Origin of the sequence: Pseudomonas sp. NPDC096950 (assembly GCF_044762525.1) — a bacterium.
In the GTDB taxonomy this organism is placed as follows: Bacteria; Pseudomonadota; Gammaproteobacteria; order Pseudomonadales; family Pseudomonadaceae; genus Aquipseudomonas.
Genome location: NZ_JBIWEL010000034.1, coordinates 14,043 through 35,427, shown reverse-complemented (window position 1 = coordinate 35,427; position 21,385 = coordinate 14,043). Strand labels below are relative to the sequence as shown.

Sequence of the window (21,385 nt, the reverse complement as noted above, 5' to 3'; positions counted from 1 at the left end):
ATCTGTTCGGGGTCAACCTTCCAGAACCAGGCCAGGTCATAGGCGACTGCGATCAGGTCGGTGATGGCTCCGACGCCGCACTCATGAAAAAACTCGCGACAGCCCAGCTCAGCGCGTTGAGGTCAGCCAGGTCCAACTGGTTGACCGACGACGGTGGAATACCGGCGCAGACCGCGATGTATTTGGCCGCGACGTCCATGTCCAGGCTGACTTCTTCGCTCTTGTCGATCTTGTACGGCAGCGCCTTGATTGCCCGCACTTCCTGCACCGTCGGACGGCGCAGGTTGAGTTCGGTCAAAGGCTCGCCGTGGGCTTCAATCGCAACCTGAAGCTTCACGGCGCCGCTCATTGCCAGGTCCCCTTGACGCCGTTGAACACCAGCGAGATCGAGGCGTCATCGCCCTTGGACGCCGGTTCATCAACGAGGTAGGCACCGGCCAGCACGTAGACTTTGCCGTTGCTGAATTCGCAGGTGACGGTCATGTCGACGCCAGCCACCAGCTGCTTGAGCGGGAAGTCCGGGGTGTGCAGCGCGGTCACTTTGAACGACGGCGCGATGTCGGTTTCCTTGTAGAAACCCGGTACGACGGTTTCGCGTTTGGTGGACATCAGTGGCGCTTCGCAGCCGCCATTGATAGTCAGTTGAGCGCCGTCCACTTTGACGTAGCAGGTGCCCGCAATCAGTTGACCCATGGTGTTTCTCCCTTCAAATAAAAAGCCCACGCGAGGTGGGCTGAATCACACAGTCAGACGCGTTTTTTAAGCGGCGTCGTCGTACTGCAGGCGGAATTGGTTGAGCAGTGCGAACACGCGCAGGCCGTTGATGTAATCCGGCGGGAACAGCACGTTCACGCGGCTCGGGTCCTGCACGTCGCGCTCGACAATCAGGTGCTCGGCGAACAGCTCGGCGTTTTCCACGTGGCCTTCCAGTTCGAGCTTGGCGTACTGGGCAATCAGCTCACCGCGAATGGTGCTCGGGGTGACAATCGGCTGGCCGGCGCCGAAACGGGTGCCGTCGGAGGCCAGTTTGTGGCGCCCGTATTTGCTGGTGATCACGCTTTGCAGACGACGCACGATGAACGCCGACTGGTGCATGGTTTCGCTGTCCAGATACGAATTGTCGGCCTGGCCGTAGGCGTTTTTCTGGTAGGTGGTGATCGAACGCTGAATGCGCACGTAGCCGCCTTCGTAGTACGCGGTGGCGATGCCGTAGTTGAGCAGCGACTGACGCTCGGTCAGGGTGAAGCGTTCGCTGGCCGGCGCCGGGTCGAGACCTGGCAGGCTGCCGCTTTGAGTCGGACGGCTGGCGTCGGCGGAGATGAACACCGAGGTGCGCGCGGCCAGTGCAGCGGCCTGGACCCAGAACGGTTGCGGTACGCCCGGCTCCAGCGCCTGGATGGTCATGTGCTGATCGTTGCGCGCCTGGCCTGCAGCGACCAGAGTACCGATGGTGCCGCGCTTGGCACTGTAGACGTGACCGAACAATTGCTTGGCCCAGGACCAACGACCGGTGCTGTCATCCATGACGGCTTGCCAGGTGTTGAGGGTCGACAGGTCGGAGAACGGCATGCAGATGAACTCGAACGGCTCATCACCCAGCGCTGCCACGGCAGCCACTTGATCCGGTACACCGGCGCCGCCGGTCATGGTAGTGGCGGCCGCGGTCAGGCCTGCCGGGGTTTCTTCGCCGTTGCTCTTGCCCAGGCGATTGAATTGCAGGCTGATGTCGTTGCCGCTGTCGCCGGTCCATTTGGCGCTCAGGGTCACGATGCCTTCGGCCGCAGCAGCGCTGACCGGCAGATCCGCAGCCGCGTTGATTTTCAACGCCAGCGCCGTGGCGGCTTGAGCCGCGGTAGCACCGCTGACGATGGCTGCCTGAACGCGAACGCCGCCGACGTACAGGTTAAGCACGCCGCTCTGGGTTGCTGCGCCGGTCAGGGTCAGCACGCCTTTGGCGATGCTGCCTTCGGTGTTGTGCAGCGGCAGGCACCAGATCTCGCCGATTGGGTCGGTCTTGCGCCAGGTTTCGTACATCGAGGCGAGCATCGAACCTTGGCCGCCAATGCTTTTGGCCAGCGCAACGCTGGACACCAGCACCAGTTTGCCGACGTCGGCCGGCGCGATGTTGTCGTTGACCTGGGCGACGATCAAACGGCGCATGGCCGACGACGCGCTATTGGCCGCCGAATTGTCCATCTCGGCGTAGAACAGAGGAACACGAATGTCCGCGGGGATGTTGCTGAATCCGATCGCCATTATTTGGCTCCCTGTGGTTTGGCCGCTTTCACGGCTTTGGTAGTGATATCGCCATCAGCCAGACGACGACGCCACCAGGCGTTGTCCGGCACTTCACGGCCCTCGAGGGGCAACAGATCGCCCGCTTCCGGGTCCGGCACGACACGGCCTGGGGCCGGCAGCACGGTGATGCGTTTGCTCATGGGGTTACATCTCCAGAGAAAGTCATTTCCAGGCGCCCGTCGGGGCCTGGGCGTTGCAAATTGGGGTCCGCCGGATCGATGGCATCGACCCGCACGGTGACCCCGGTAAAGGACGACAAACCGTCCAGTTCACGCTCGTGCCAGCTCTCTGCCGGTTGGTTGGGCAGATTGCGGCCGAGCTGGAATTCGGCGAAAAAGCGCAGGCGATACAACGCGCGGCTGGCGTTGATGGAAAGCAGTTCACCGCCGTCGTATTCGATGGCGTTGTAGGCAGTCCCAGGCTTGAAACCCACCAGCGCGCGCCACAATTCGGCGCGCAGGTCATGCAACAGATCCAGCGCTTTTGTTGCGTCCGTGGTGTCGAGCACCAGGGTCACTTCGAAGGTGTCGCGGATGGGTTGCAGGGCCAGGTTTTGCGCGAGACTTTTACTCGCCACATCGGCGAGGGGGACGACGTAGGCGCATGGCGTGGTAAGCGGGGTGTTGGCTTGCAAAGTGGTGAGGTCGATGCCCGCCGCGATGCGATTGGCCAGGGTTGGGCATTGGTCACGCAGTTGCGTGAGGATCGGAGTGATCTTCATCAGGGCGCTCCATCTGTATGAAAGGTGCGGTCGAAACCTGTGGGATCGGGCTTGCTCGCGAAAGCGGTGGGTCAGGCTGAATCAATGTTGAATGTGCCGCCGTCTTCGCGAGCAAGCCCGCTCCCACAGGGGATCTCGGTTGTGCTCAACTGCTGCGCATGACGCGGAGCAAATGTGGGAGTGGGCTTGCTCGCGAAAGCGGTGGGCCAGGCGCCATCGGTGTTGGATGGGCTGGCGTCTTCGCGAGCAAGCCCGCTCCCGCAGGGGGGTTGTGTGCTGGCGACTGGTTTAGGTCAGACGATGGCTTCAGCACCGGGATCGATGCAGGTCGCGTCGATCATGCAGCGATAGCTGGTGGCGCGGTCGCCGCTGGCGGTGACTTTGTCGATCGACCAACGCCCGCGCATAAAGTCCGGCCAGGTGTCGTCCAGCACGACCAGCCCTTCGGCCGAGAAGTCAGGATTGCCCGGACAGCTGATTTTCACCTTGAGTTTTTCACGGCCCATCTTGCGCACTTCACCTTCGCCGATCGCTTGCGCTTCTTCCGCGTTCTGGCAGCTCAAGCGCAGGGTCTTGAACGGTGCGAACCCGGCTTCAACCATCTGCAGCAAACCGGTTGCAGCGTCACACCAAGTGATCTGGCAGCCCTGAGTCTTGGCTCGGGCGGAATCATCAAGGGTCGCGGTGATGAACGCATGGTCGCCGGGGCGATTGTTGTGGGTGACTGACAGTCTCACGTCCGCCAATACCTTGCCCGACAACGATTTTAGCTGCCCCGGCCGCGCCAGCACATACAGCTCATTAAAGGGTTTGGCGATGGCACGGTACCTGGTCGCCAAGCGTGAGATAAAGCCCATGTCGGTTTCATTCGACTGATCGATGTGCGCGATCTTTATCAACGACAGTGACGGGTCCACCCTCGGCGAAAAACCGTATTTGGACGTCAGTTCGCGAAACAACGCACCAAGGGTCGTCGGGCCATGACTGACCGAGCGGCGCTGCTGGAATCCGCTCTCGTCCGCCGCACTGAACGGCGCGGCGGTCGCCACCAGCGACACACGGAACGGGAACAGCGTCGGCGTCCGTCGGGCCACCACAAACTGGCCTTTATCCACCAGCCCGGATTCCAGATACCCCACGCGCAAGCCGATTTTCCCACCCAGGCTCGGCAGCCCTTCAAGACCTTCCAGATCGAGCACCAACGTCAGTTGATCAGACTCGATACCAGCGGTATCGATGTGCTCCCAACTGATCAGGCGCTGATTGATCAGGGTCGCATTGGCCCCGTAGATTTCTATCGCCGGTGTGAAGCCGATGGCCATGTAGCCTCCTTAATCCCAAGCCGTAACCGGCGTTTTCGCTGTGGGCCTGGATTCAAGTTCCGGCAGCACCACCCAGACGCCAGCCGGCAGTACCGGACCTTGCTCGGCCAGCGTCGGATTAAGGCGCCACAGCGCTTCTTCGGCCCCGTCGTCGCAGCGTTCAATTTCGCGGTAGAGCAACAGATTCACCGAGTCACCGGCAATCGTTCGGACCTTACGCATTGACGTACTCTCCCAAGATAATCGACCAACTGATCAACATCGCCGTGCCGTCATCGATCACGTCGCTCTGGGTTTCAGTCACATCGTCGATCCGCCACAGCCCCCAGTTGCGACCAATGCCATCGACCAGCGGCAGTGGTACTCGCAGTGCTTGCAAAGCGCGCAACTCATCGAGCCGATCCATGGCCACCGCGTACATCGCCTTGCCGTTGATCGTCAGGGTTTGCAGGCCTTGGCCGGTCTGGCTGGACTTGGGCTTGCTGGTCAAAATATCCACCTTCACCCAGCCGCCGTCCGACTTGCGCACCAGACCGCTGTAGGCGAAGTCGCTCGACAGGCCAAAAATGAAGGTGCCGAGTGCCATTTGCTGCCTCATCAAGCCACCCCGTCGGTCAGGGCCGTGTCACGTCGCACGGCGAGTTGATTGGTCGTTGTCATCAGCCCGAATTGGCTGGAAATGTGTTGCACCACCAGGTTGGCCAGTTGGGTCGCGCTGGTTTGGTCCTGGCCATTGATATAAATGTTTGCGGTCAGCGCATTTTGCTGACTGGTGGTCTGGGTATTGGTCAGGTCTTTCGCGGCCTGATCCGGAGCGGGAAGTTTGTCGGCGGGCGTACCGAGTTTTTCACCCAGCCAGGCACCCGCTTCTTGACCGATCCAGCTGCCTGCCAATCCGCCAATGGCCGCGCCGGCCAGCCCGCCAACGGCGGCGCCGAAAGGACCGAGAAAGGCGCCCGCCGTGCCGCCCATGACGGCACCCATTTCAGCACCTGCCCAAGCGCCGCCAGCAGTGCCCAGGCCAGTGCCAACCATCCGGGCGTCACCGTTCATCGCGCCTTCTACCACCATGGGGGCGACAGCTACCGCGGTCGCTGCAGGTATCAAGCGTCTAAAGGGGCTCATTGAAGTCCTCAGGCCTCGCATGGGACCCAGCTCTACATCAGCCGCGGCGGCATTCGCGAGCTTGAGATCCGGTTTGGGCGAGCCACCGGTTTTTCTGAAGTCTTCGGAGATCAATTTCCCCAAACTGCCAGGCAGCCGAGGGGCCACCTTACCCAACACGCCCTTGGCTGCCTGACTGCTCACCTCATCCGTGATGGCTTTGAACAGCGCACTCACCAGCGGCTTGAGGGTGGCGGTGACAATAACGACAGCCGCCGTGATTTTCGGGTGGGTTTCGGCCAACTCACTGAGATTTTCCGTCAACGAGCCTGCGGTACTCAGCGCACTGGCAGCTGTGGGTGCCAGCGCATTCCCGGTGGCCACCGACAGACGATCATTACGCGCATTCCAGACATTCCACTGACCCTGTTGGGTCTTCGATTGTATGAGTGCGTCTTGCTTCACCGAGCCCTTGTCACCCAGCTGCGACGTGGCGTACTGGCGATTATCGGAGACCTGCCAGAACGCTTGGTTGACGTCAGGCAGATTGCGCGACATACGCACCGCCGCTGCGTCCCCGTTGGCGAACAAAGTGGTGGCCAGCGTCGCGCGTTGTTCGGCAGGTTGTGCGTTCAACGCTGCAAGCACCGACATGATCGCGCCGGGTGCCTTGTCCTCCTGGCGTAGAAGGCCAGCCACCTCGACAGGATCAAGCTTCAACTGTTGCCAGGCCGCTCGTTCGGTTGCCGAAACCTGATCACCCTTGGCCATGGCGGTGGTGATGCTATTGAGCGCAGTGCCAGCGTCGGACTTTTGCGTACCCGTGGTCAACAATGCCGCCGTCAGCGCTGCTGCTTGTGCCGGGGCCAGGCCCGCGGCGGCGGTGGCAGCACCGTCACTCTGCAAGACGGCTCCGATATCAGCCGCTTTCGCACCACCCGGTATTTTGCTCAGGTGGTTGGTAGCGTCCGCCAGATCAAAAGCCTGTGCGCCACTGAGCTTCATGGAGGTCCGCCAGGCGACCATCATCTCGCCGACATCAAGGGCCGGCATTTTGAATGCCGACGCGGTGACGCCAGCGTCACTGGCGAAGCGCAGCAGCTCAAACTGACGGTCCGAAGCGTTGGGCAAATCGCTAACGATCCCGGCCTTGGCCGCCAGGCTTTCGATCTTCACCAGATCAACCGCTTTAGTCCCCCCGGCCGCCACCAGCGGAGCGCTGGCGATGTACTGGGTTGACTGAGCCATCTCTGCGCTCTGGCGCGGGGTCAACTGAGCGGCCTGCTTCAGATCGGCCATGGCCGAGTCCATCTCTATTGCAGGTTTGAGCAGGTCAGGCGGTTCGATTTTGTTACCCGCGCTGCCCGCACTCTTCTCGCTAGCCGGCTCACTCTTGGCACCGGCTCCCATCGTTTGGGACAGCAAACGTTGTGACGAAAGTTTCAAGGTCAACGACTCAATCGCCGTCGTCAGCAGCGCGAGTTTGAGCCCGACGTTTTCCAGCGCAAGACCGAGGCCAGGCAATTGATCCCTGGCGGACGTGCCCGTGCCTTGTGCTGACACAACGCTCGTGCCGGCGGCGACCAGGCTGGTATTACCGAACGCCAACCCACTGTCGTCGGGGGCTGCGTATTTGAGCGAATATCTATCGTCCGCCATCCCGCTCTACTCCTGTTTCACGCCAAGGCGAGTGATCGCGATGTCGTAGCGGCGCAAGGCCTTGCCGGCGTCCCATTCCAGAATTTCCGCTTCACTTACCGGGTAAATGAGCGGCACCACATCGAGGATTACTTCGATGTCGCGCTCCGAAAGAAGTCCGCCGGTTTGTTTAAAAAATCGTCGATGCGTACCTGAAGCTGTGTCCAGTCGGGCACGGTCAGCAGGTCCAGATCGGGAATCATCAGCCCGGTGCAATGGGCGGTGATGAACTCGGCGCGTTCCTTGGCGGTTTTCAGTTTTTTCATCGCCTTGGTGGCGCGCAGCACCGGCATTTCCAGGGTCAGCGCGGTCATGCTGCGGCCCCCGGCATTGAGCGGTTGCAGCAGTTGCACTTGATCGGGGTCTGCCGATTGCTCGCCCTGCCCTTCCTGTTCCAGGAAGTAAGCAGCCGGGCGGGTCGACATTTCGTGCACGTACTGGGCGATGCTCACGTAGTCCGGGCGTTTGAGTTGGTCGAGTTCCTTGACCGACAACCCGGTGGCCAATTTCGCCAGTTCGAAGAACTGATCGTCCTCATCCTCACCGGCACGGGCCAGGGCCTCTTTCTGCGCGGCGTAGAACAAGGGGTTGAGCTGAATCTGCTCGATCTGCGCCTGATTGTCGGCGGTGATCGGCGCCAGCAAGACGTGAACAGGAGGCGTCCAGGACATGAAATGAATTCCTTGGTGGATCATGGGGAGGTGTTGCGTGATGCAGGCCAGTCGAGGTGTGCAACCTGTGGGAGCGGGCTTGCTCGCGAAAGCGGTGTGTCAGATACATTGATGTTGGATGTACCGTCGCTTTCGCGAGCAAGCCCGCTCCCACAAGGATTGCGTTTAACTGGCGGGTATTGCGGGGTTTAAGGCAGCAGCACGGCGCGGCGCGCATCGCCGAGGATGTCGACGCCGTTGAGCATGAACTTCTGGGTGCGCACGTCGATGTCGATCACCGGGATGCCGTTTTCGAGGCGGTTGTAGGTGCGGCAGGACAGCACGAGCGTGGTGGTGGGCTTATCACCCATCTTCAACTTGGCCTCTTCGAGGGATTTCAACTTGCCGCCCACGGTGTGGTAGGTGAACCAAGTGTTGCCATCCTGATCCTGGCCGGCTTCACGGACGTTCAGCAGAATGTCATCGCCCAGGCTCACACCCAGCGCCAGCATGATTTCCGGACCAGCGCCTTGCAGGGTCAATGTGGCATTGAGCACTTTGCCGCTCTTGGCCATCTCCTCGCCGATAAAGCGCCCGCCGCGCATCTCTTCCATGTCGAATTCAATCTTCGGCGGGGTGAAATCTTCCACAGTCGCCGACAACGGCAGGCCTTGCAGGGTGGCCGCGATGGCCTGTCTTACACGGTTGGTAAACATTAGAGAACATCCTCCAGGAACTGCTCGATGATTTCATCGCGGGCGTTGAGTTGGTAAATCATGTGTTCGTTCGGTGCGTAGCGGCCGTAGTCGATGACGATGAACCAGGTGCCGTTCTTGTACTTCTCGACGCTGTTCAATTCCGGGTGCAGGTACACGCTGCCGCCCGGGATGGTTTCGTCGGCGACCAGGGTTTGCAGCCAGTCGTTGATGCGTTTGACTTCCTGATCCATGAACGACTTGGTCAGGTTCTTGGCCATGGCTTTCTGGCCGGCTTTCACCAATTTGCGGCTGATGGCATCTTCCAGGCCGACGTAGCTGATGAACTTGCCGGTGATCGAGCGGTTACCCAGCAGCGAGAAGCCGCCGAGGACGGTGCGGGCGTAATAGCTGATGCCATAACGGTTGAGCAGATCGCCTTCGGTGGAGGTGTCGAGGATGTTGTATTCCACGACCCGCGAAACGTCTTCGGCGTAGGTCACCTGGTTGCCCGGGCTTTCCCATTGCTTGACCTTGGCCAGTGCGGCAATTGCCAGACTGGAAGGCGAGAGGAACACGTTCTTCTTCGCCGCTTTGGAGTAAACGGCCGGCATGTTGTGCACGACCAGGCAACGGTCGAAACCGAGGTCGGCGCCGCCCAGTTCCTGGCTGTAAGTCACTTGATCAGCGACCGCGGCGTCCTTGCCGTCGAGCACTACACGGGCCTTGATGCGCTTGCCGAACGAAGCGAATTCGCTGGCCACCGCCTTGGTGCCGGTGAAGCCTGGCGCACCGATGATGGTCAGGTCTTCCGGCACACCGCTCAGTGCGGCCAGGCCGAGTTTGCGACCGGTCACTGGCTCGATGCCGCCGATCACGTTGTTGATGGTGTCGGCCGGGGCGGTGCCCTCTTCGACGATGACCACGTAGACCGGCACCTTCACCACTTTCAGGATCTGGTACACCGCTTGATACAGCGTGCCCGACTCGGTGCCGGTCGGATCGAGCAGCGCCTGAGTGGTGAAACTATTGATGCGGAACGGAGAGTTACGCGGAATCAGCGGATCGGCTTTAGGCGCGGTGCCAACCAGACCAATCACGTTGTCACCCAGGCCACCCATGGCCTCGGGGGATTCGGTGGCATTGACGGTAATGCCGTTATGCTCGAAGTTCAAAACCTCAGCCATGGTTATTCAGCCTTCTTGGCAGCGGCCGGTTCGGCCTGGGTGGATGTGGATTTCAGCGCCAGGCGACCGGCGCTAAGCAGGGCGTTGGCTTCGACGTCGAGCAGGTCGAGTTCCTGGCCAGCGGTGGACCAGTGGCCGCGCCCGACAGGGAACGGCACGAGCACGGTGTAGGTTTGGCGTTCTGCCATTTGTGTTTCTCCAGAGACGAAAAAGCCCCATTCGATTGGGGCTTTCGGGTGGTGTTGGGATGTAGCGGATAAGAAAACGCCCCGGCGGTGCGGGGCGTTTATTGGAGCTGGCCAGACAGCCAGATGGGTGCAACGGGACGGTGATCCGCCAGGGGAAACGCCGCCCCTTGTGGCCAGTCGCGCAGCTCGCGCCGGTAGGCTTGCAGCTCGGCGTATTGCTCGGTCGTGAGGGAGGTCGCAATGCCCGCCTCCAGCTCATCGCGGTGCCGGGAGACCATACCGTCAGTAGGCGCGAGCTGGGCATCGCGCCAAGCTCGCTCCACACGTGCTTGCTCGACTGCAGACACAGGCGGCGGATCAATCAAAATCGGGTAGCCGCTGTCATCAGGAGCAATCACCCTTCCCAGCGATTGCCCTGCCAATAGTTCGTTACGATGCTCTGTCGTGATTTCTACCGCATCCAAGGGGATTAAACAGCTCAGGTTAGCCACCTCAAGCATGTCTGGGCTTGCACCCATATCGAGTACATTTTTCAGCGTCACCGGTTCTTCACCAGTGTTCGTCATGAGCTCATCGCCGACCAGCATCGACTCCCCCGGCTGTAGGATGATATCCCTCGTTGGCCTGATCCAAGCCGGGTTCTGAATCATGGTCAGGCGCGCACCATGAAGCTCGGCATCATAGAAGCCGCCAGTTTGTGCGGAATAGAACATTTTCTCTCCTTAATAACCGTGAGCAATCCAAAGGCAGGCGGAACCAGTTGGTGCGTTCACCGTTGTTGACCCCTTTGTGATGGAGGCAATGTTGTAGGCCGTAAACCCCGCAAGGCCCGATAGCGTATAAGACCAAAACGTTAAGGACGGCGAACCATTGCTGTCCTGAGTACCAAGCCAGACGATTTTATTGGGGAATGCAACTGGGAAAGTTATCGGAACACTGCCTGCCGTTCCTCCAGAAGAACCCCATTGAATAATCATTCCACTCGGCAGCCTTTGGTAGCCGTTCGCTGACATCAGAGCACCAAACGGTAACGTCCTGCCAACGACGCCGGTACCCAGCAAAAGCCAGTTACCGTCGCCAATGTAGGTGATGTCCACATAAGTATCCGGCGGAATGGAACGGCTGGTGGCAGTATTCAATATGGCGAGACTTTCCTGCATCTTGTCCGCGCCCTGAGTGACCAGGACCATGTTCGCGATTGACCAGTTCTGCAGGCGGATAGTGCTACCTGGCAGTACGCCGTTCGCCACCGAGTCGGGAATACTGTAGGAAGCTGGACCATTACCGTAGGCGTGAACCAAGCTGCCAATATGGGCCGCGATACCGGTTAATGCGGTGGTGAATGGATAGAAACCTCCCAGTTCAAACCCTCTCGACCTGGCCCACTCAGTCGTCGCAAGCTTCTTGGTGTTATCAAACCGTGGAGGCGTCGTCCAGTTAGGCCCAGACATGACACCGGCATATTTCAGCAACGCTGACCCACCGATTAACCGCCACAAGTTGCCAATGCGAATAAACTCGGCAGTGTCACCCTGAGCAATTGAGATATCACCCGGAGCGTTAACCGCATCAATCAGCTCACCAGCCCCTGCCGTGATCCTGAGCGTTCCCATCCCACACAGAATGGAAATTGTGGCACCGCGCGAAATAACGCCACCTCCGACCGGCAAGGTAGCGACAGCCGCGCCAGCAGTAGAAAAGGCCGCCCATTTACCGATGTCCGCGAGGGTCAATGCAGTAGACGCCGCGTAGGTCGTATAGTCCCCGTACTCAACTCCCGCCCGTTTCAGAAACGCCGAATTGACCAGCAGTTGCGAGTTATCGAACTGCGCTGGTGTATTCGCCGTAGGGCTGACCAATGCAGGCGCATTGAGCGGCGCAAAACCCTGCGTCACGTTCTGGAATGTCAGCGCTGTGGTGCCCAGGACAATTGCTACATCCGTGATCAACTGCCAGCGTGTGTCGGCCAGCGTCGCGCCCTGCTCTACGGAGACGATCAGGCCCGACGTCACCTCGGCACTGACATCCGCGTCTTTCGCTCGAACCCAGGCAGCAACCGCCGCCACATAGAGGCCGTTATCTTTCGCGGCCGTCTGGTTTTTAACCAGAACACGATCACCCGCAACTACTGCCACGCCATCGATTGTTTGAGGCCCGGCGAGCGAGATGTTGGCGGTCGTCGCCACACGCACCGATTGCTTGCTGTCGAGTTTGGCGAGTTCGTCAGCGACATAGGAAGTCACCCACGCACGGGTCGCTTTAACCACGGTGTCGTCAATCAGCAACGTCACCAAGGACGCATTACTGGTTTCGAAAATCGAGCGGATGTAAAACTCTTTGCCCGACCCCGACGTTGCCAACACCGGTTTGAACGACTCCGGGTATTTGACGATGGCATAGAGAATGCCGGTATCGGTCCAGATCCCAGCCTCGCGCACATACCAGCCGCCAACCTCCGGCGGGATGGTCACTTCAGCCAGCAACCAGCTCGGATTTTTCTCATCCTGGAACAGTGCATTAAGCGGCCCGCGCCAGACTTCACGCTTGAGTGCGGTGTCGGTTGCCGCCGGGTTGTAAACCGCACCACCGCCATCACCAACGGACAGTTGAGACAATTTGATCGGCAGGCCCGCCGCTTTGCAGGCAGTTTCGTAGGCGATCCCCGCGTTGGTAAGCAGGGTGTAATAGTCGGCCATTTAGGACCCCTGAGGATAAATAGTGGAGGTTTCGACGGCGTAGAGCCCGGCCGCCATAAAGACCTGGCCCGAGGCTTCGAGCCCTTCGATGACAATCGGATAAACCGTGGTCAACTCGCCGCACACGGTGGTGGCGGCGATGACGTGATTGCCGAAGGCACTCAGGCCGACGGAGACCTTTAAGGTGTCTCGCTCGCTCTTGGCGTCCGCCAGGCGTCGATCGAGGCGCGCATCGATTGCTTCGCTGTAAGGCTGTTCGGTAAAGGCCCGGACGGAAAAACTGTAGGGCTGGCCGGGCGGCGATTGCTCGTACCAGGCGCGCACCTCGGGTTGCAACTGCAAACCTTTGGCGGCGTTTTCCAGCGCCTTTCGAGTGCCGGCCTGGCGTGCGGTGGGCCAGGCAAGTTCGACCGTTAAACGCTTTTCAGCTTCGGGCGCTTCGGAGCTCCACTCGCTGACCCCACGATCCGCGCCGAGGTACGGCAGGAACGCCAACGGTGTTTCGGTGGGATTCATCAACTCCGGAAACGGCGGCGTGATGCGTTCAAGCAATCGGCAAAAACCAATATCAAGCGCCCTTTCCAGCGGCGAACTGTTGGCCGGCAACAGGCTCGGGTGAGGTGTGTCATCACTCATAACGTGTCCACCTCGACCTCGACGCCCGTGCAATAGGGGGCCTGGAACGCCGTGGTCACAATCGGCGCCAGCGGTTCAAGGATTTGCAATTGAACCGCGCCGGCGCTGTGCAGCGTGTAGTCGATCCAGCTCGGGTCAACCCGCCCTTCGAGGCGATGACAAGAATCGGCATACGCTTGCAACTGCTGTTGCGCGGCGACCTTGGTCAGCCCCGAATCGGGACCGGCGTTGATCTTCGCCACGACACGGATTTTGTAAGTCTTGATTTGCGCGCCCTGCACCGTGACCAGGTCCGTTTCCGGCCGCACATCTGGCCGGGCAAAGTGTTGGCGAACACCGGTAAGCAGCGCAGCGGACGGCGTGCCATCGCCCTCTCGGGCCAGCACGGTGACCATCACTTCTCCGGGAGCCGTACGCCGTCCATTACCATCCTTGACCTGTGCGGCAAAGCCGTCCGGGTCGAAGGTGTAAGTGACCGTCACCACACCCGCCGCCGCGGTTTCGACCTTCACCGCCGGCCGTTCGCCCAGGGTGAACACCTCACGGCGATACTGCATCCGCGACCCCGCTGCCGGGGCATGGGGCGCCAGGTAATAACGCAACCGAGCATCGTCGTCGCTTTCAAAAACCGCAGGGATGGGCGGGAATGCCGCCGGGTCGCCCGGGTCCAGCAACTGACGCTCAAGCCCCATGTCCGCCAGGCGTGCATCGAGGTTGCTGCCGGAGGCCCACCACGCCAGCATCTGCTTGATCCGGGCGTTGTATTTGCGCTCGTGAGTTTGCACCCGCACACAAAAGGCCTCGAGGGCCAGGGTCAGCAGTTCGCTTTCATTTTCCAGACTGACTTTCAGCTTCGCCGCGCTCTCGGGAGAGCGGGCACCGACGTACTCAACGACAAAGGTCTTGAACTCTGCGAGCAGGTCCTCAAACGCTTCGACGGTGACGATGGCCGGCTCGGCCAACTGGTTTTGGCCGGGGATCAACATGCTCATGTCACCACCTCGAAGGTCTGTTGACGGTTTTTCCAGGTGCCGGCGAAGCGCAGCAACAACCCCGCGCCCTGCCGGCTGGCCACGATGACCTGCGGCTCAAAATCGTCGATGCCGTTCTGCTTGTTGTAGAACGCCTGCGCCGCATGGCTCTGGGCCAGGATCAGCACGTCATCACCGAGGTTCTGCCCCAGCAATTCAGGGAGTGTGCTGCCATACAGAGGACGCTTCTGACGGGTGCCCAACGGAGTGGTCAGTGCGCGGGTTGCGCGCTGCACAAACTGCAGCCAGTCGTCGACAGTGGCTCCGGTATTTCTATCGATTCCGATCATGGGAAACCTTTTATTTGGGGCTGATGACACGCCCCTGGTGATCCACCACCGGGCCGCTCAGGTGCACACCGCCAGCGTCGATCAGCAAACCGACCGCACCCAGTTGCAAGGTGATTGCCTGGGGTGTCATCGCCAATCGGGCCGGGCCGATACTCAGCTCAAGCGATTCGCGAGAACCGGTGAAAGCTGCCGGGCCGTTGTTCCAGTGCAGGACATGGCTGGCATCGTCGTAGCCGCTTTCCGTGCCGTCCTGATAGAGGCGACGGGTCAGCGAAGCCAGTGTCGAGGCCGGAGGAAACCGGTCACCGTTAAGGCCGAACATCGCGACCGACTGGCTGCCGCCCTCGCCGCCGCCATGGTTCAGCAGCAGGCATTGCTCGCCGATGGAGGGGATTCGCGACTCGCTCTGGGCCCCGGCACTCGGGTTGAAAAAGCGGATGGCCGGGGTCAGCAACTCGCCGTGACGGACCTTGCAGGTATTGCTGGCGGCATCGACTTCCTCACACACGCCGAGCCGACAAAAGCTGTCGGCGCGCCGATACAGGTCTTCAAGCTCAGTCTCCATTTGCGCCAGTCGCTCGATGATCGGACCCAGTTGCATCCGTAGCAGCGCGTCAAACATGGGCTAGTCCTCGAGTGCGGTGTATTGATCCGGGTCGTCGATGTTCGACACCTCCCAGGTGCGGGCGAATTTCGGGATGCCCGTCGGGTCCTCCAGCAGCAATGGGCCGAGGTACAGCGTCTGGGTGAATGAAACGGTCCAGGCTTTGTAATCCCGAGTACCGCTGACGGAGATGGCTGGGAGGCCATCGATGTCCTGCGGCAGGTCGCATTGATCGGCCGGCAGTTTCCAGCGATTGTCGGTGACGAGGTTTTTCAACTCGCTGACCAGGTCGCACACTTCCGGCCCCGGTGTCGGCAATATGATCTGCAACGAAATCGTCAGGACATGCGCGATGCGTCCGTTATTGGCGCGCAGGCCCGGCGCATCGTGGTCGATCGCAATCAGCACCCAGGTCGAATGGCTGGTGCTGTCAAAGTCTTGAGGACTGCCGACCTTCACGCCGGGCATGGCGATGTGCAACGCATCGGCAATGGCGGTCACCAGTTGCGAAGGGTTTTCGATGACAACGGGCATTCATGGCCTCCTGTGCCTTCGTTTAGGGTTGATCCGTTTGGGAATCGCGGGCCGGGACGTCACAGACGCCGATCCGCTTCGCCGCCCAGCGCTCATACAGCCCGATGGCCACGTCCGCTCCAGCCATCGCCGTGAGGCAGCCAAACGCACATGCGGTCCAGATCGAAACGCCGGCGGCGTACAGCAACATGATCGCGGAGACTCCACAGATCACGCAGGCCCCGGAGCGCAACGCCAGGCGCCGCAACAGCGCCCAGCCTCGGGCGCCTTCCTTGTCGGCGCGCCACATTTCGCCGGACACCCCGCCCACCAGGGCAAGGACGATGACAAGCCAGATCGGCATGTCCAGCAACGCTTGTTGCTCGTTTGTCATGTCACGCCTCCCGGGGGTGATTGATGAAGGATCGGGCTGCGGGTTGTGGACGCAGCCCTGGTGATGTCAGGCGATACGGCTTTAAAGGCGTTCAACGATCACGTTGTCGATAAAGGCGAAGTTGTTGTACGGGTTCTGTTCGTTGAAAAACGCCAACGTTGTTTGCGCTGTGGTGGCGGTAAAGTCGTAGGTGATGGTGCTCCACTCGACCGCGACGCCTTTGGCGACCGGGGTGTTGAAGGAAGCGGTTTGCCCGGCCACTTTCACCTGGATGACACCGTCGCCGGAGCGACTGGCGTATCGCGAGTTGCCTGCGCTAAAGGTCAATCGGTACTTGGCGCCGACCGTGGTGGCAAAGTTCTGCTGAATGCCGCCGCCGTTGCCGTAGACGTAGTTGGCCAGGTCGACAATCACCACGCCATCGGCTGCTACCGAGCCGCCAATCGAGGCGGGCATATTGAAATACTCGGCACCGGACAGAAACGTCGTCCAGCCCGTGATGAAGTTGGTTTTCGCTGTGGTATCCAGAATGCAGCTACCGCTGCAGCCGGGTTGTTCAAAGCTGCCGTTGACCAAAAGGTTGGCGGCAAAAGCGTTGCCTCCGGCGCCGAGCAGCGCAACGGAAAGCAAGAACCGGTTAATGTATTTTTTGAAGACGTCCATGAGTTCACCTATTGAGTTGAATGATTGGCTTGATATGCCTGACGGTAGGTAGGCATTCCAAAAGGCCCGTTTTTAGACGGGCTTTTCAGTAATGCAGTCCTTCGCAGCGGATTTAACCGTTTACCGGTTCAGAAGGGCGCAACCGGCCAATTGATCGTTCGCGGATAACCGGATTGGTTGATGACTTCGCTCACCGCGATGCAGTACTCCTTGAACGCCACCAACAGGGTTTGCTCAGCCGTGCTGGCAACGCCAATGTCTGCTTTGTATTGCAAGGGATTGAACATCAGCCACCGGCCTGCTTTCTCCAGCAGCTCCTGCATCCGACCGCGTGCCTTATCGAGTGCTTCTTGTTCTGTCAGCGGGGTGAACGTCCAGACATCGTTGATGAGGTCGGCATGCCAACCCTCTTGAACATCAGTGTTCCCCGTAATGTCGACCCAGACACCCCAAGGGCCATTGGGATCGATATCGGGAACACCTTGATCGGTCTCCACTACCTTGAAAACGCTCGGCCTGCCCGACAGGTTGACAAATGCATATCGGTTCATTTTCTTACTCCTCACATTGGGTTTATGGCGGATGCTGGCTCACTGCAGCATCTCTTCCGGAATGGTTCAGGTAGGCATTCCAAAAAGCCCGGCGCGTGCCGGGCTTTTCAGTAATGCGGTCCTTCGCCTTCCTTTGATCCTGTGTGCAAAAAAGGAAGCTGACTTTTCGGCGCTACTGGCGCGGTACGAGTCCATTCAAATTGTTTTTCCGACCGCGGTCCCTGCCCGCCGGATAACTGCTTCTGGTGCTTTACGCTGCACACCCGGGTCAGTTGCCAACCCTCTGAACCGTTGAGGCCGGTTCATCGCTGCCTTTGTGGTGGAACTAAAGAGCTTCGTTTCGAGCCGCTTTGTTGAGCGGCTTGAGACAAAGAATATGCATGGATGCATATACAGTCAATGCGTAAATGCATTTATTTATGCATTTGTTTTGCACTGACGCATGAAAGCCCCACAGGCAAAGGCGTTGGTGGTTTTTGCACAGGCGAAAAAAAACCCGCCGGGTGGCGGGTTTTTATCTGACGGAGAAGAGGTTAGCGGGCGTACATGCCCCACCAGAAGACGTGACCGAGGATGACGATCTGCTCTTCCTGGATTTCCTGGAAGGTGTAGTCCTCGTCCGGGTGCTCATCGCGATTGAAGCTGCGCAGGCGGATACCGGTCGGCAGGCGATAAAGCTGTTTCACCCGCAATTGGCCGTTATGGTTGATCGCGTACAGGTCGCCGTCGACGATGTCGCCAATCCCGCATTTACCGGCATTCACGCCGACAGTGGCGCCGTCGCGCAGCACCGGCAACATGCTGTTGCCGCGTACCGTCACGCACTTGGCCTGGTCGAACTGCACGCCGTTGTGACGCAGACTGCGCTTGCCGAAGCGCAAGCTGGAACGCTCGCTTTCTTCGATGACGAATCTTCCTGATCCAGCAGCCAATTCAACCTCGCGAAGAAAGGGGACCGACACCTCGTCGTCATCGACAGGGGTATCGTCGTCCCACAAGCTTATATCCTTGAGTTCGGAATGTATGGGCTCGCGCCCCGCACCCGCGGCCGGCGCAACATCCGCGCGCCCGCGCAACTGATCGGTGCTCACGGCGAAGTACTCGGCGATCTTCGAAATGTGTTTATCCGAAGGATCGACGATCTTCCCGCTGAGAATGCGCGAGAGTGTGGATTGAGGCACGCCGGTGCGACGGTGAAGCTCCGTGGGGGAGATCCCGTGCTGATCGAGCAGCGCTCTTAAGACTGAAGAAACATTGCGTTTTTGCATAACGCGAATAGTGCTTGATCTTTTTGCGGAAAACAAATGCAGAATTGCATAGATAGCGCATAAAACGTAAATAAAAGCCGAATGAGTCACAGGTCTTTCATGCCTGCGTCCGGCAGACCGCTCATGTTAACCTTGCGCCCATCGCGGAAAAGCCGGGCCGATGCCCCTCCTTTGCCCTACACCTTTCAACGAGTTTTCCTGATTTCCGATGAATAAAGCTATCTCCGATCTGTCCTCGCACACGCCGATGATGCAGCAATACTGGCGCCTGAAGAACCAGCACCCTGACCAGCTGATGTTCTACCGCATGGGTGACTTCTACGAGATCTTCTATGAAGACGCGAAGAAGGCCGCCAAGTTGCTGGACATTACCCTGACCGCCCGTGGGCAGTCGGCGGGTCAGGCGATTCCGATGTGTGGGATTCCTTACCACGCCGCGGAAGGTTACCTGGCGAAACTGGTCAAACTCGGCGAGTCGGTGGTGATCTGTGAGCAGGTCGGCGACCCGGCCACCAGCAAAGGTCCGGTGGATCGTCAGGTAGTGCGGATCATCACGCCGGGTACGGTCAGTGATGAAGCGTTGCTGGATGAGCGTCGGGACAACCTGATCGCGGCGGTGCTGGGTGATGAGCGCTTGTTCGGTCTGGCGGTGCTGGACATCACCAGCGGCAACTTCACCGTGCTGGAAATCAAAGGCTGGGAAAACTTGCTGGCGGAGTTGGAGCGGGTCAATCCGGTGGAGCTGATGATCCCGGACGATTGGCCGAAGGACTTGCCGGCGGAAAAACGTCGTGGGGTTCGTCGTCGTGCGCCGTGGGATTTTGAGCGCGACACAGCGCTGAAAAGTCTCTGCCAGCAATTCTCGACCCAAGACCTTAAAGGCTTCGGTTGCGAGAACCTGACCCTGGCCATCGGCGCCGCCGGTTGCCTGCTCAGTTATGCCAAGGAAACCCAGCGCACCGCCCTGCCGCACTTGCGCAGCCTGCGCCATGAGCGCCTGGACGACACCGTGGTACTGGACGGCGCGAGCCGTCGCAACCTGGAACTGGACACCAACTTGGCCGGCGGTCGCGAGAACACCCTGCAATCGGTGGTCGATCGCTGCCAGACCGCGATGGGCAGCCGTTTGCTGACCCGTTGGTTGAATCGTCCGCTGCGGGATTTGACCGTGTTGCTGGCGCGTCAGTCCTCGATCACTTGCCTGCTCGACGCCTACCGTTTCGAAAAGCTGCAACCGCAGCTCAAGGAAATCGGCGACATCGAGCGGATCCTGGCGCGGATCGGTTTGCGTAACGCCCGTCCTCGCGACCTGGCTCGCCTGCGCGACGCCCTCGGCGCACTGCCCGAGCTGCAAGTGGCAATGACCGAGCTCGAAGCCCCGCACATTATTCAATTGGCTGCGACCACCAGCACCTACCCGGAACTGGCGGCGCTGCTGGAAAAAGCCATCATCGACAACCCGCCGGCGGTGATCCGTGACGGCGGCGTGTTGAAAACCGGTTACGACGCCGAACTCGACGACCTGCAATCGCTCAGCGAAAACGCCGGGCAGTTCCTGATCGACCTCGAAGCCCGGGAGAAGGCCCGCACCGGTCTGTCGCACCTGAAGGTTGGCTACAACCGCATTCACGGTTACTTCATTGAGTTGCCGAGCAAGCAAGCCGAGTCAGCACCGGCGGACTACATTCGCCGCCAGACGCTCAAAGGTGCCGAGCGCTTCATCACGCCGGAATTGAAAGCCTTCGAAGACAAAGCGTTGTCGGCCAAGAGCCGCGCCCTGGCTCGCGAGAAGATGCTCTACGAAGCGCTGCTCGAAGACTTGATCGCCCAGTTACCGCCGCTGCAAGACACCGCCGCTGCCCTGGCTGAACTCGACGTATTGAGCAACCTTGCCGAACGGGCGCTGAACCTCGACCTGAACTGCCCACGCTTCGTCAGTGAGCCGTGCATGCGTATCAGCCAGGGTCGTCACCCGGTGGTCGAGCAAGTGCTGAGCACGCCGTTCGTGGCCAACGACCTGTGCCTTGATGACAACACCCGCATGCTGGTGATCACCGGTCCGAACATGGGCGGTAAATCCACCTACATGCGTCAGACCGCATTGATTGTGTTGCTGGCGCATATCGGCAGTTTCGTGCCGGCGGCCAGTTGCGAGTTGTCCCTGGTGGACCGCATCTTCACCCGGATCGGTTCCAGCGATGACCTGGCCGGCGGCCGTTCGACCTTCATGGTCGAGATGAGCGAAACCGCGAACATCCTGCACAACGCCACCGAACGCAGCCTGGTGCTGATGGACGAAGTCGGGCGCGGCACGAGTACCTTCGACGGTCTGTCCCTGGCCTGGGCGGCGGCCGAGCGTCTGGCGCACCTGCGTGCCTACACGCTGTTCGCCACCCACTACTTTGAACTGACCGTGTTGCCGGAAGCCCAGCCACTGGTAGCCAACGTGCACCTCAATGCCACCGAGCACAACGAACGCATCGTGTTCCTGCACCACGTCCTGCCAGGGCCTGCCAGCCAGAGCTATGGCCTGGCGGTTGCGCAGCTGGCCGGTGTGCCAAGCGAAGTGATCGTGCGTGCCCGCGAGCACCTGGGTCGACTGGAAGCCACCGCCCTGCCCCATGAAGTGCCGAAGCCCGTCAAAGGCAAACCGGCCGCGCCGCAGCAGAGCGACATGTTCGCCAGCCTGCCGCATCCGGTGCTGGATGAACTGGCCAAACTGGATCTGGACGACATGAGTCCGCGCCGTGCGCTGGAAATGCTCTATACACTAAAGACACGGATCTAACGCACTTGCCTGCAAGCTGTTAGAATCTCGCGCGGTTTGGGATGCTGCAGGCGTTTAGCCCGCCTGCAGACTATCGCTCCCGAACCTG

At 60.1% G+C, this 21,385-nt stretch carries 25 protein-coding genes; 1 reads left to right on the top strand and 24 read right to left on the bottom strand.

All coding sequences use genetic code 11. The features are described from left to right. Positions 1-52: 52 nt before the first annotated feature. The 24 genes from ACIQY3_RS31820 to ACIQY3_RS31705 all read right to left on the bottom strand — a co-directional run bounded on the left by ACIQY3_RS31820 (position 53) and on the right by ACIQY3_RS31705 (position 18,509). On the bottom strand, positions 53-349 hold the full coding sequence (locus ACIQY3_RS31820; protein WP_054047093.1) for a phage tail assembly protein: 297 nt from the start codon (positions 347-349) through the stop codon (positions 53-55). Continuing rightward, the gene (locus ACIQY3_RS31815) at positions 346-693 is read right to left on the bottom strand and encodes a phage tail tube protein (protein ID WP_123511965.1); all 348 of its coding nucleotides are present in this window, start codon (positions 691-693) and stop codon (positions 346-348) included. The genes ACIQY3_RS31820 and ACIQY3_RS31815 overlap by 4 nt, the downstream gene beginning before the upstream one ends. Positions 694-759: 66 nt before the next feature. Then, positions 760-2,256 carry a phage tail sheath subtilisin-like domain-containing protein gene (locus ACIQY3_RS31810; protein WP_403027977.1) on the bottom strand — a complete coding sequence of 499 codons (1,497 nt, stop codon included), beginning with the start codon at positions 2,254-2,256 and terminating at the stop codon, positions 760-762. Beyond that, entirely contained in the window at positions 2,256-2,438 is a 183-nt protein-coding gene (locus tag ACIQY3_RS31805; RefSeq protein WP_007907211.1) for a DUF2635 domain-containing protein, read from the bottom strand. The genes ACIQY3_RS31810 and ACIQY3_RS31805 overlap by 1 nt, the downstream gene beginning before the upstream one ends. After that, positions 2,435-3,019, bottom strand: coding sequence for a hypothetical protein (locus ACIQY3_RS31800; protein ID WP_403027974.1), 585 nt, complete (start codon positions 3,017-3,019; stop codon positions 2,435-2,437). Before ACIQY3_RS31800 ends, ACIQY3_RS31805 begins: the two co-directional genes overlap by 4 nt. A 293-nt stretch (positions 3,020-3,312) precedes the next feature. Next, positions 3,313-4,341, bottom strand: coding sequence for a phage late control D family protein (locus tag ACIQY3_RS31795; protein WP_403027971.1), 1,029 nt, complete (start codon positions 4,339-4,341; stop codon positions 3,313-3,315). A gap of 9 nt (positions 4,342-4,350) precedes the next feature. Continuing rightward, complete coding sequence (locus ACIQY3_RS31790) at positions 4,351-4,563, bottom strand: tail protein X (RefSeq protein WP_403027968.1); 213 nt, start codon at positions 4,561-4,563, stop codon at positions 4,351-4,353. Continuing rightward, entirely contained in the window at positions 4,556-4,939 is a 384-nt protein-coding gene (locus ACIQY3_RS31785; protein WP_403027965.1) for a phage tail protein, read from the bottom strand. The genes ACIQY3_RS31790 and ACIQY3_RS31785 overlap by 8 nt, the downstream gene beginning before the upstream one ends. Next, positions 4,939-7,104, bottom strand: a complete 2,166-nt coding sequence (locus ACIQY3_RS31780; protein WP_403027962.1) for a phage tail tape measure protein — start codon at positions 7,102-7,104, stop codon at positions 4,939-4,941. Before ACIQY3_RS31780 ends, ACIQY3_RS31785 begins: the two co-directional genes overlap by 1 nt. A 128-nt stretch (positions 7,105-7,232) precedes the next feature. Beyond that, positions 7,233-7,814: a phage tail assembly protein gene (locus ACIQY3_RS31775; RefSeq protein ID WP_403027960.1), complete on the bottom strand. Its 582-nt coding sequence runs from the start codon at positions 7,812-7,814 to the stop codon at positions 7,233-7,235. Positions 7,815-8,002: 188 nt separating this feature from the next. Then, the gene (locus ACIQY3_RS31770; protein WP_403027957.1) at positions 8,003-8,509 is read right to left on the bottom strand and encodes a phage major tail tube protein; all 507 of its coding nucleotides are present in this window, start codon (positions 8,507-8,509) and stop codon (positions 8,003-8,005) included. Further along, positions 8,509-9,675 carry a phage tail protein gene (locus tag ACIQY3_RS31765; protein ID WP_403027955.1) on the bottom strand — a complete coding sequence of 389 codons (1,167 nt, stop codon included), beginning with the start codon at positions 9,673-9,675 and terminating at the stop codon, positions 8,509-8,511. The genes ACIQY3_RS31770 and ACIQY3_RS31765 overlap by 1 nt, the downstream gene beginning before the upstream one ends. Positions 9,676-9,677: 2 nt before the next feature. Then, positions 9,678-9,863: a hypothetical protein gene (locus ACIQY3_RS31760; protein ID WP_403027952.1), complete on the bottom strand. Its 186-nt coding sequence runs from the start codon at positions 9,861-9,863 to the stop codon at positions 9,678-9,680. A gap of 98 nt (positions 9,864-9,961) precedes the next feature. Continuing rightward, on the bottom strand, positions 9,962-10,576 hold the full coding sequence (locus tag ACIQY3_RS31755; RefSeq protein ID WP_403027948.1) for a phage tail assembly chaperone: 615 nt from the start codon (positions 10,574-10,576) through the stop codon (positions 9,962-9,964). Positions 10,577-10,585: 9 nt separating this feature from the next. Then, positions 10,586-12,559 (bottom strand): phage tail protein, encoded by a 1,974-nt coding sequence (locus tag ACIQY3_RS31750; RefSeq protein ID WP_403027943.1) that lies wholly within the window; start codon positions 12,557-12,559, stop codon positions 10,586-10,588. Next, positions 12,560-13,195: a phage tail protein I gene (locus ACIQY3_RS31745; protein WP_403027941.1), complete on the bottom strand. Its 636-nt coding sequence runs from the start codon at positions 13,193-13,195 to the stop codon at positions 12,560-12,562. Next, positions 13,192-14,187, bottom strand: a complete 996-nt coding sequence (locus tag ACIQY3_RS31740) for a baseplate J/gp47 family protein (RefSeq protein WP_403027939.1) — start codon at positions 14,185-14,187, stop codon at positions 13,192-13,194. Before ACIQY3_RS31740 ends, ACIQY3_RS31745 begins: the two co-directional genes overlap by 4 nt. Then, positions 14,184-14,516, bottom strand: coding sequence for a phage baseplate protein (locus tag ACIQY3_RS31735; protein ID WP_123511936.1), 333 nt, complete (start codon positions 14,514-14,516; stop codon positions 14,184-14,186). The genes ACIQY3_RS31740 and ACIQY3_RS31735 overlap by 4 nt, the downstream gene beginning before the upstream one ends. A 10-nt stretch (positions 14,517-14,526) precedes the next feature. After that, positions 14,527-15,138, bottom strand: coding sequence for a phage baseplate assembly protein V (locus ACIQY3_RS31730; protein ID WP_403027935.1), 612 nt, complete (start codon positions 15,136-15,138; stop codon positions 14,527-14,529). A 3-nt stretch (positions 15,139-15,141) separates the two neighbouring features. Next, positions 15,142-15,654, bottom strand: coding sequence for a hypothetical protein (locus tag ACIQY3_RS31725; protein ID WP_403027932.1), 513 nt, complete (start codon positions 15,652-15,654; stop codon positions 15,142-15,144). A 22-nt stretch (positions 15,655-15,676) separates the two neighbouring features. After that, complete coding sequence (locus tag ACIQY3_RS31720; protein WP_403027931.1) at positions 15,677-16,027, bottom strand: phage holin family protein; 351 nt, start codon at positions 16,025-16,027, stop codon at positions 15,677-15,679. An 81-nt stretch (positions 16,028-16,108) separates the two neighbouring features. Next, positions 16,109-16,690 carry a DUF642 domain-containing protein gene (locus tag ACIQY3_RS31715; RefSeq protein ID WP_403027928.1) on the bottom strand — a complete coding sequence of 194 codons (582 nt, stop codon included), beginning with the start codon at positions 16,688-16,690 and terminating at the stop codon, positions 16,109-16,111. A gap of 128 nt (positions 16,691-16,818) precedes the next feature. Continuing rightward, positions 16,819-17,241 carry a tail fiber assembly protein gene (locus tag ACIQY3_RS31710; protein ID WP_403027925.1) on the bottom strand — a complete coding sequence of 141 codons (423 nt, stop codon included), beginning with the start codon at positions 17,239-17,241 and terminating at the stop codon, positions 16,819-16,821. A 533-nt stretch (positions 17,242-17,774) separates the two neighbouring features. Next, positions 17,775-18,509, bottom strand: a complete 735-nt coding sequence (locus ACIQY3_RS31705) for a S24 family peptidase (protein ID WP_123597076.1) — start codon at positions 18,507-18,509, stop codon at positions 17,775-17,777. A gap of 220 nt (positions 18,510-18,729) precedes the next feature. On the opposite strand from ACIQY3_RS31705, the gene mutS reads away from it, so the two are divergent. Next, positions 18,730-21,297, top strand: coding sequence for a DNA mismatch repair protein MutS (gene mutS, locus ACIQY3_RS31700; protein WP_403028060.1), 2,568 nt, complete (start codon positions 18,730-18,732; stop codon positions 21,295-21,297). Positions 21,298-21,385 lie beyond the last annotated feature (88 nt).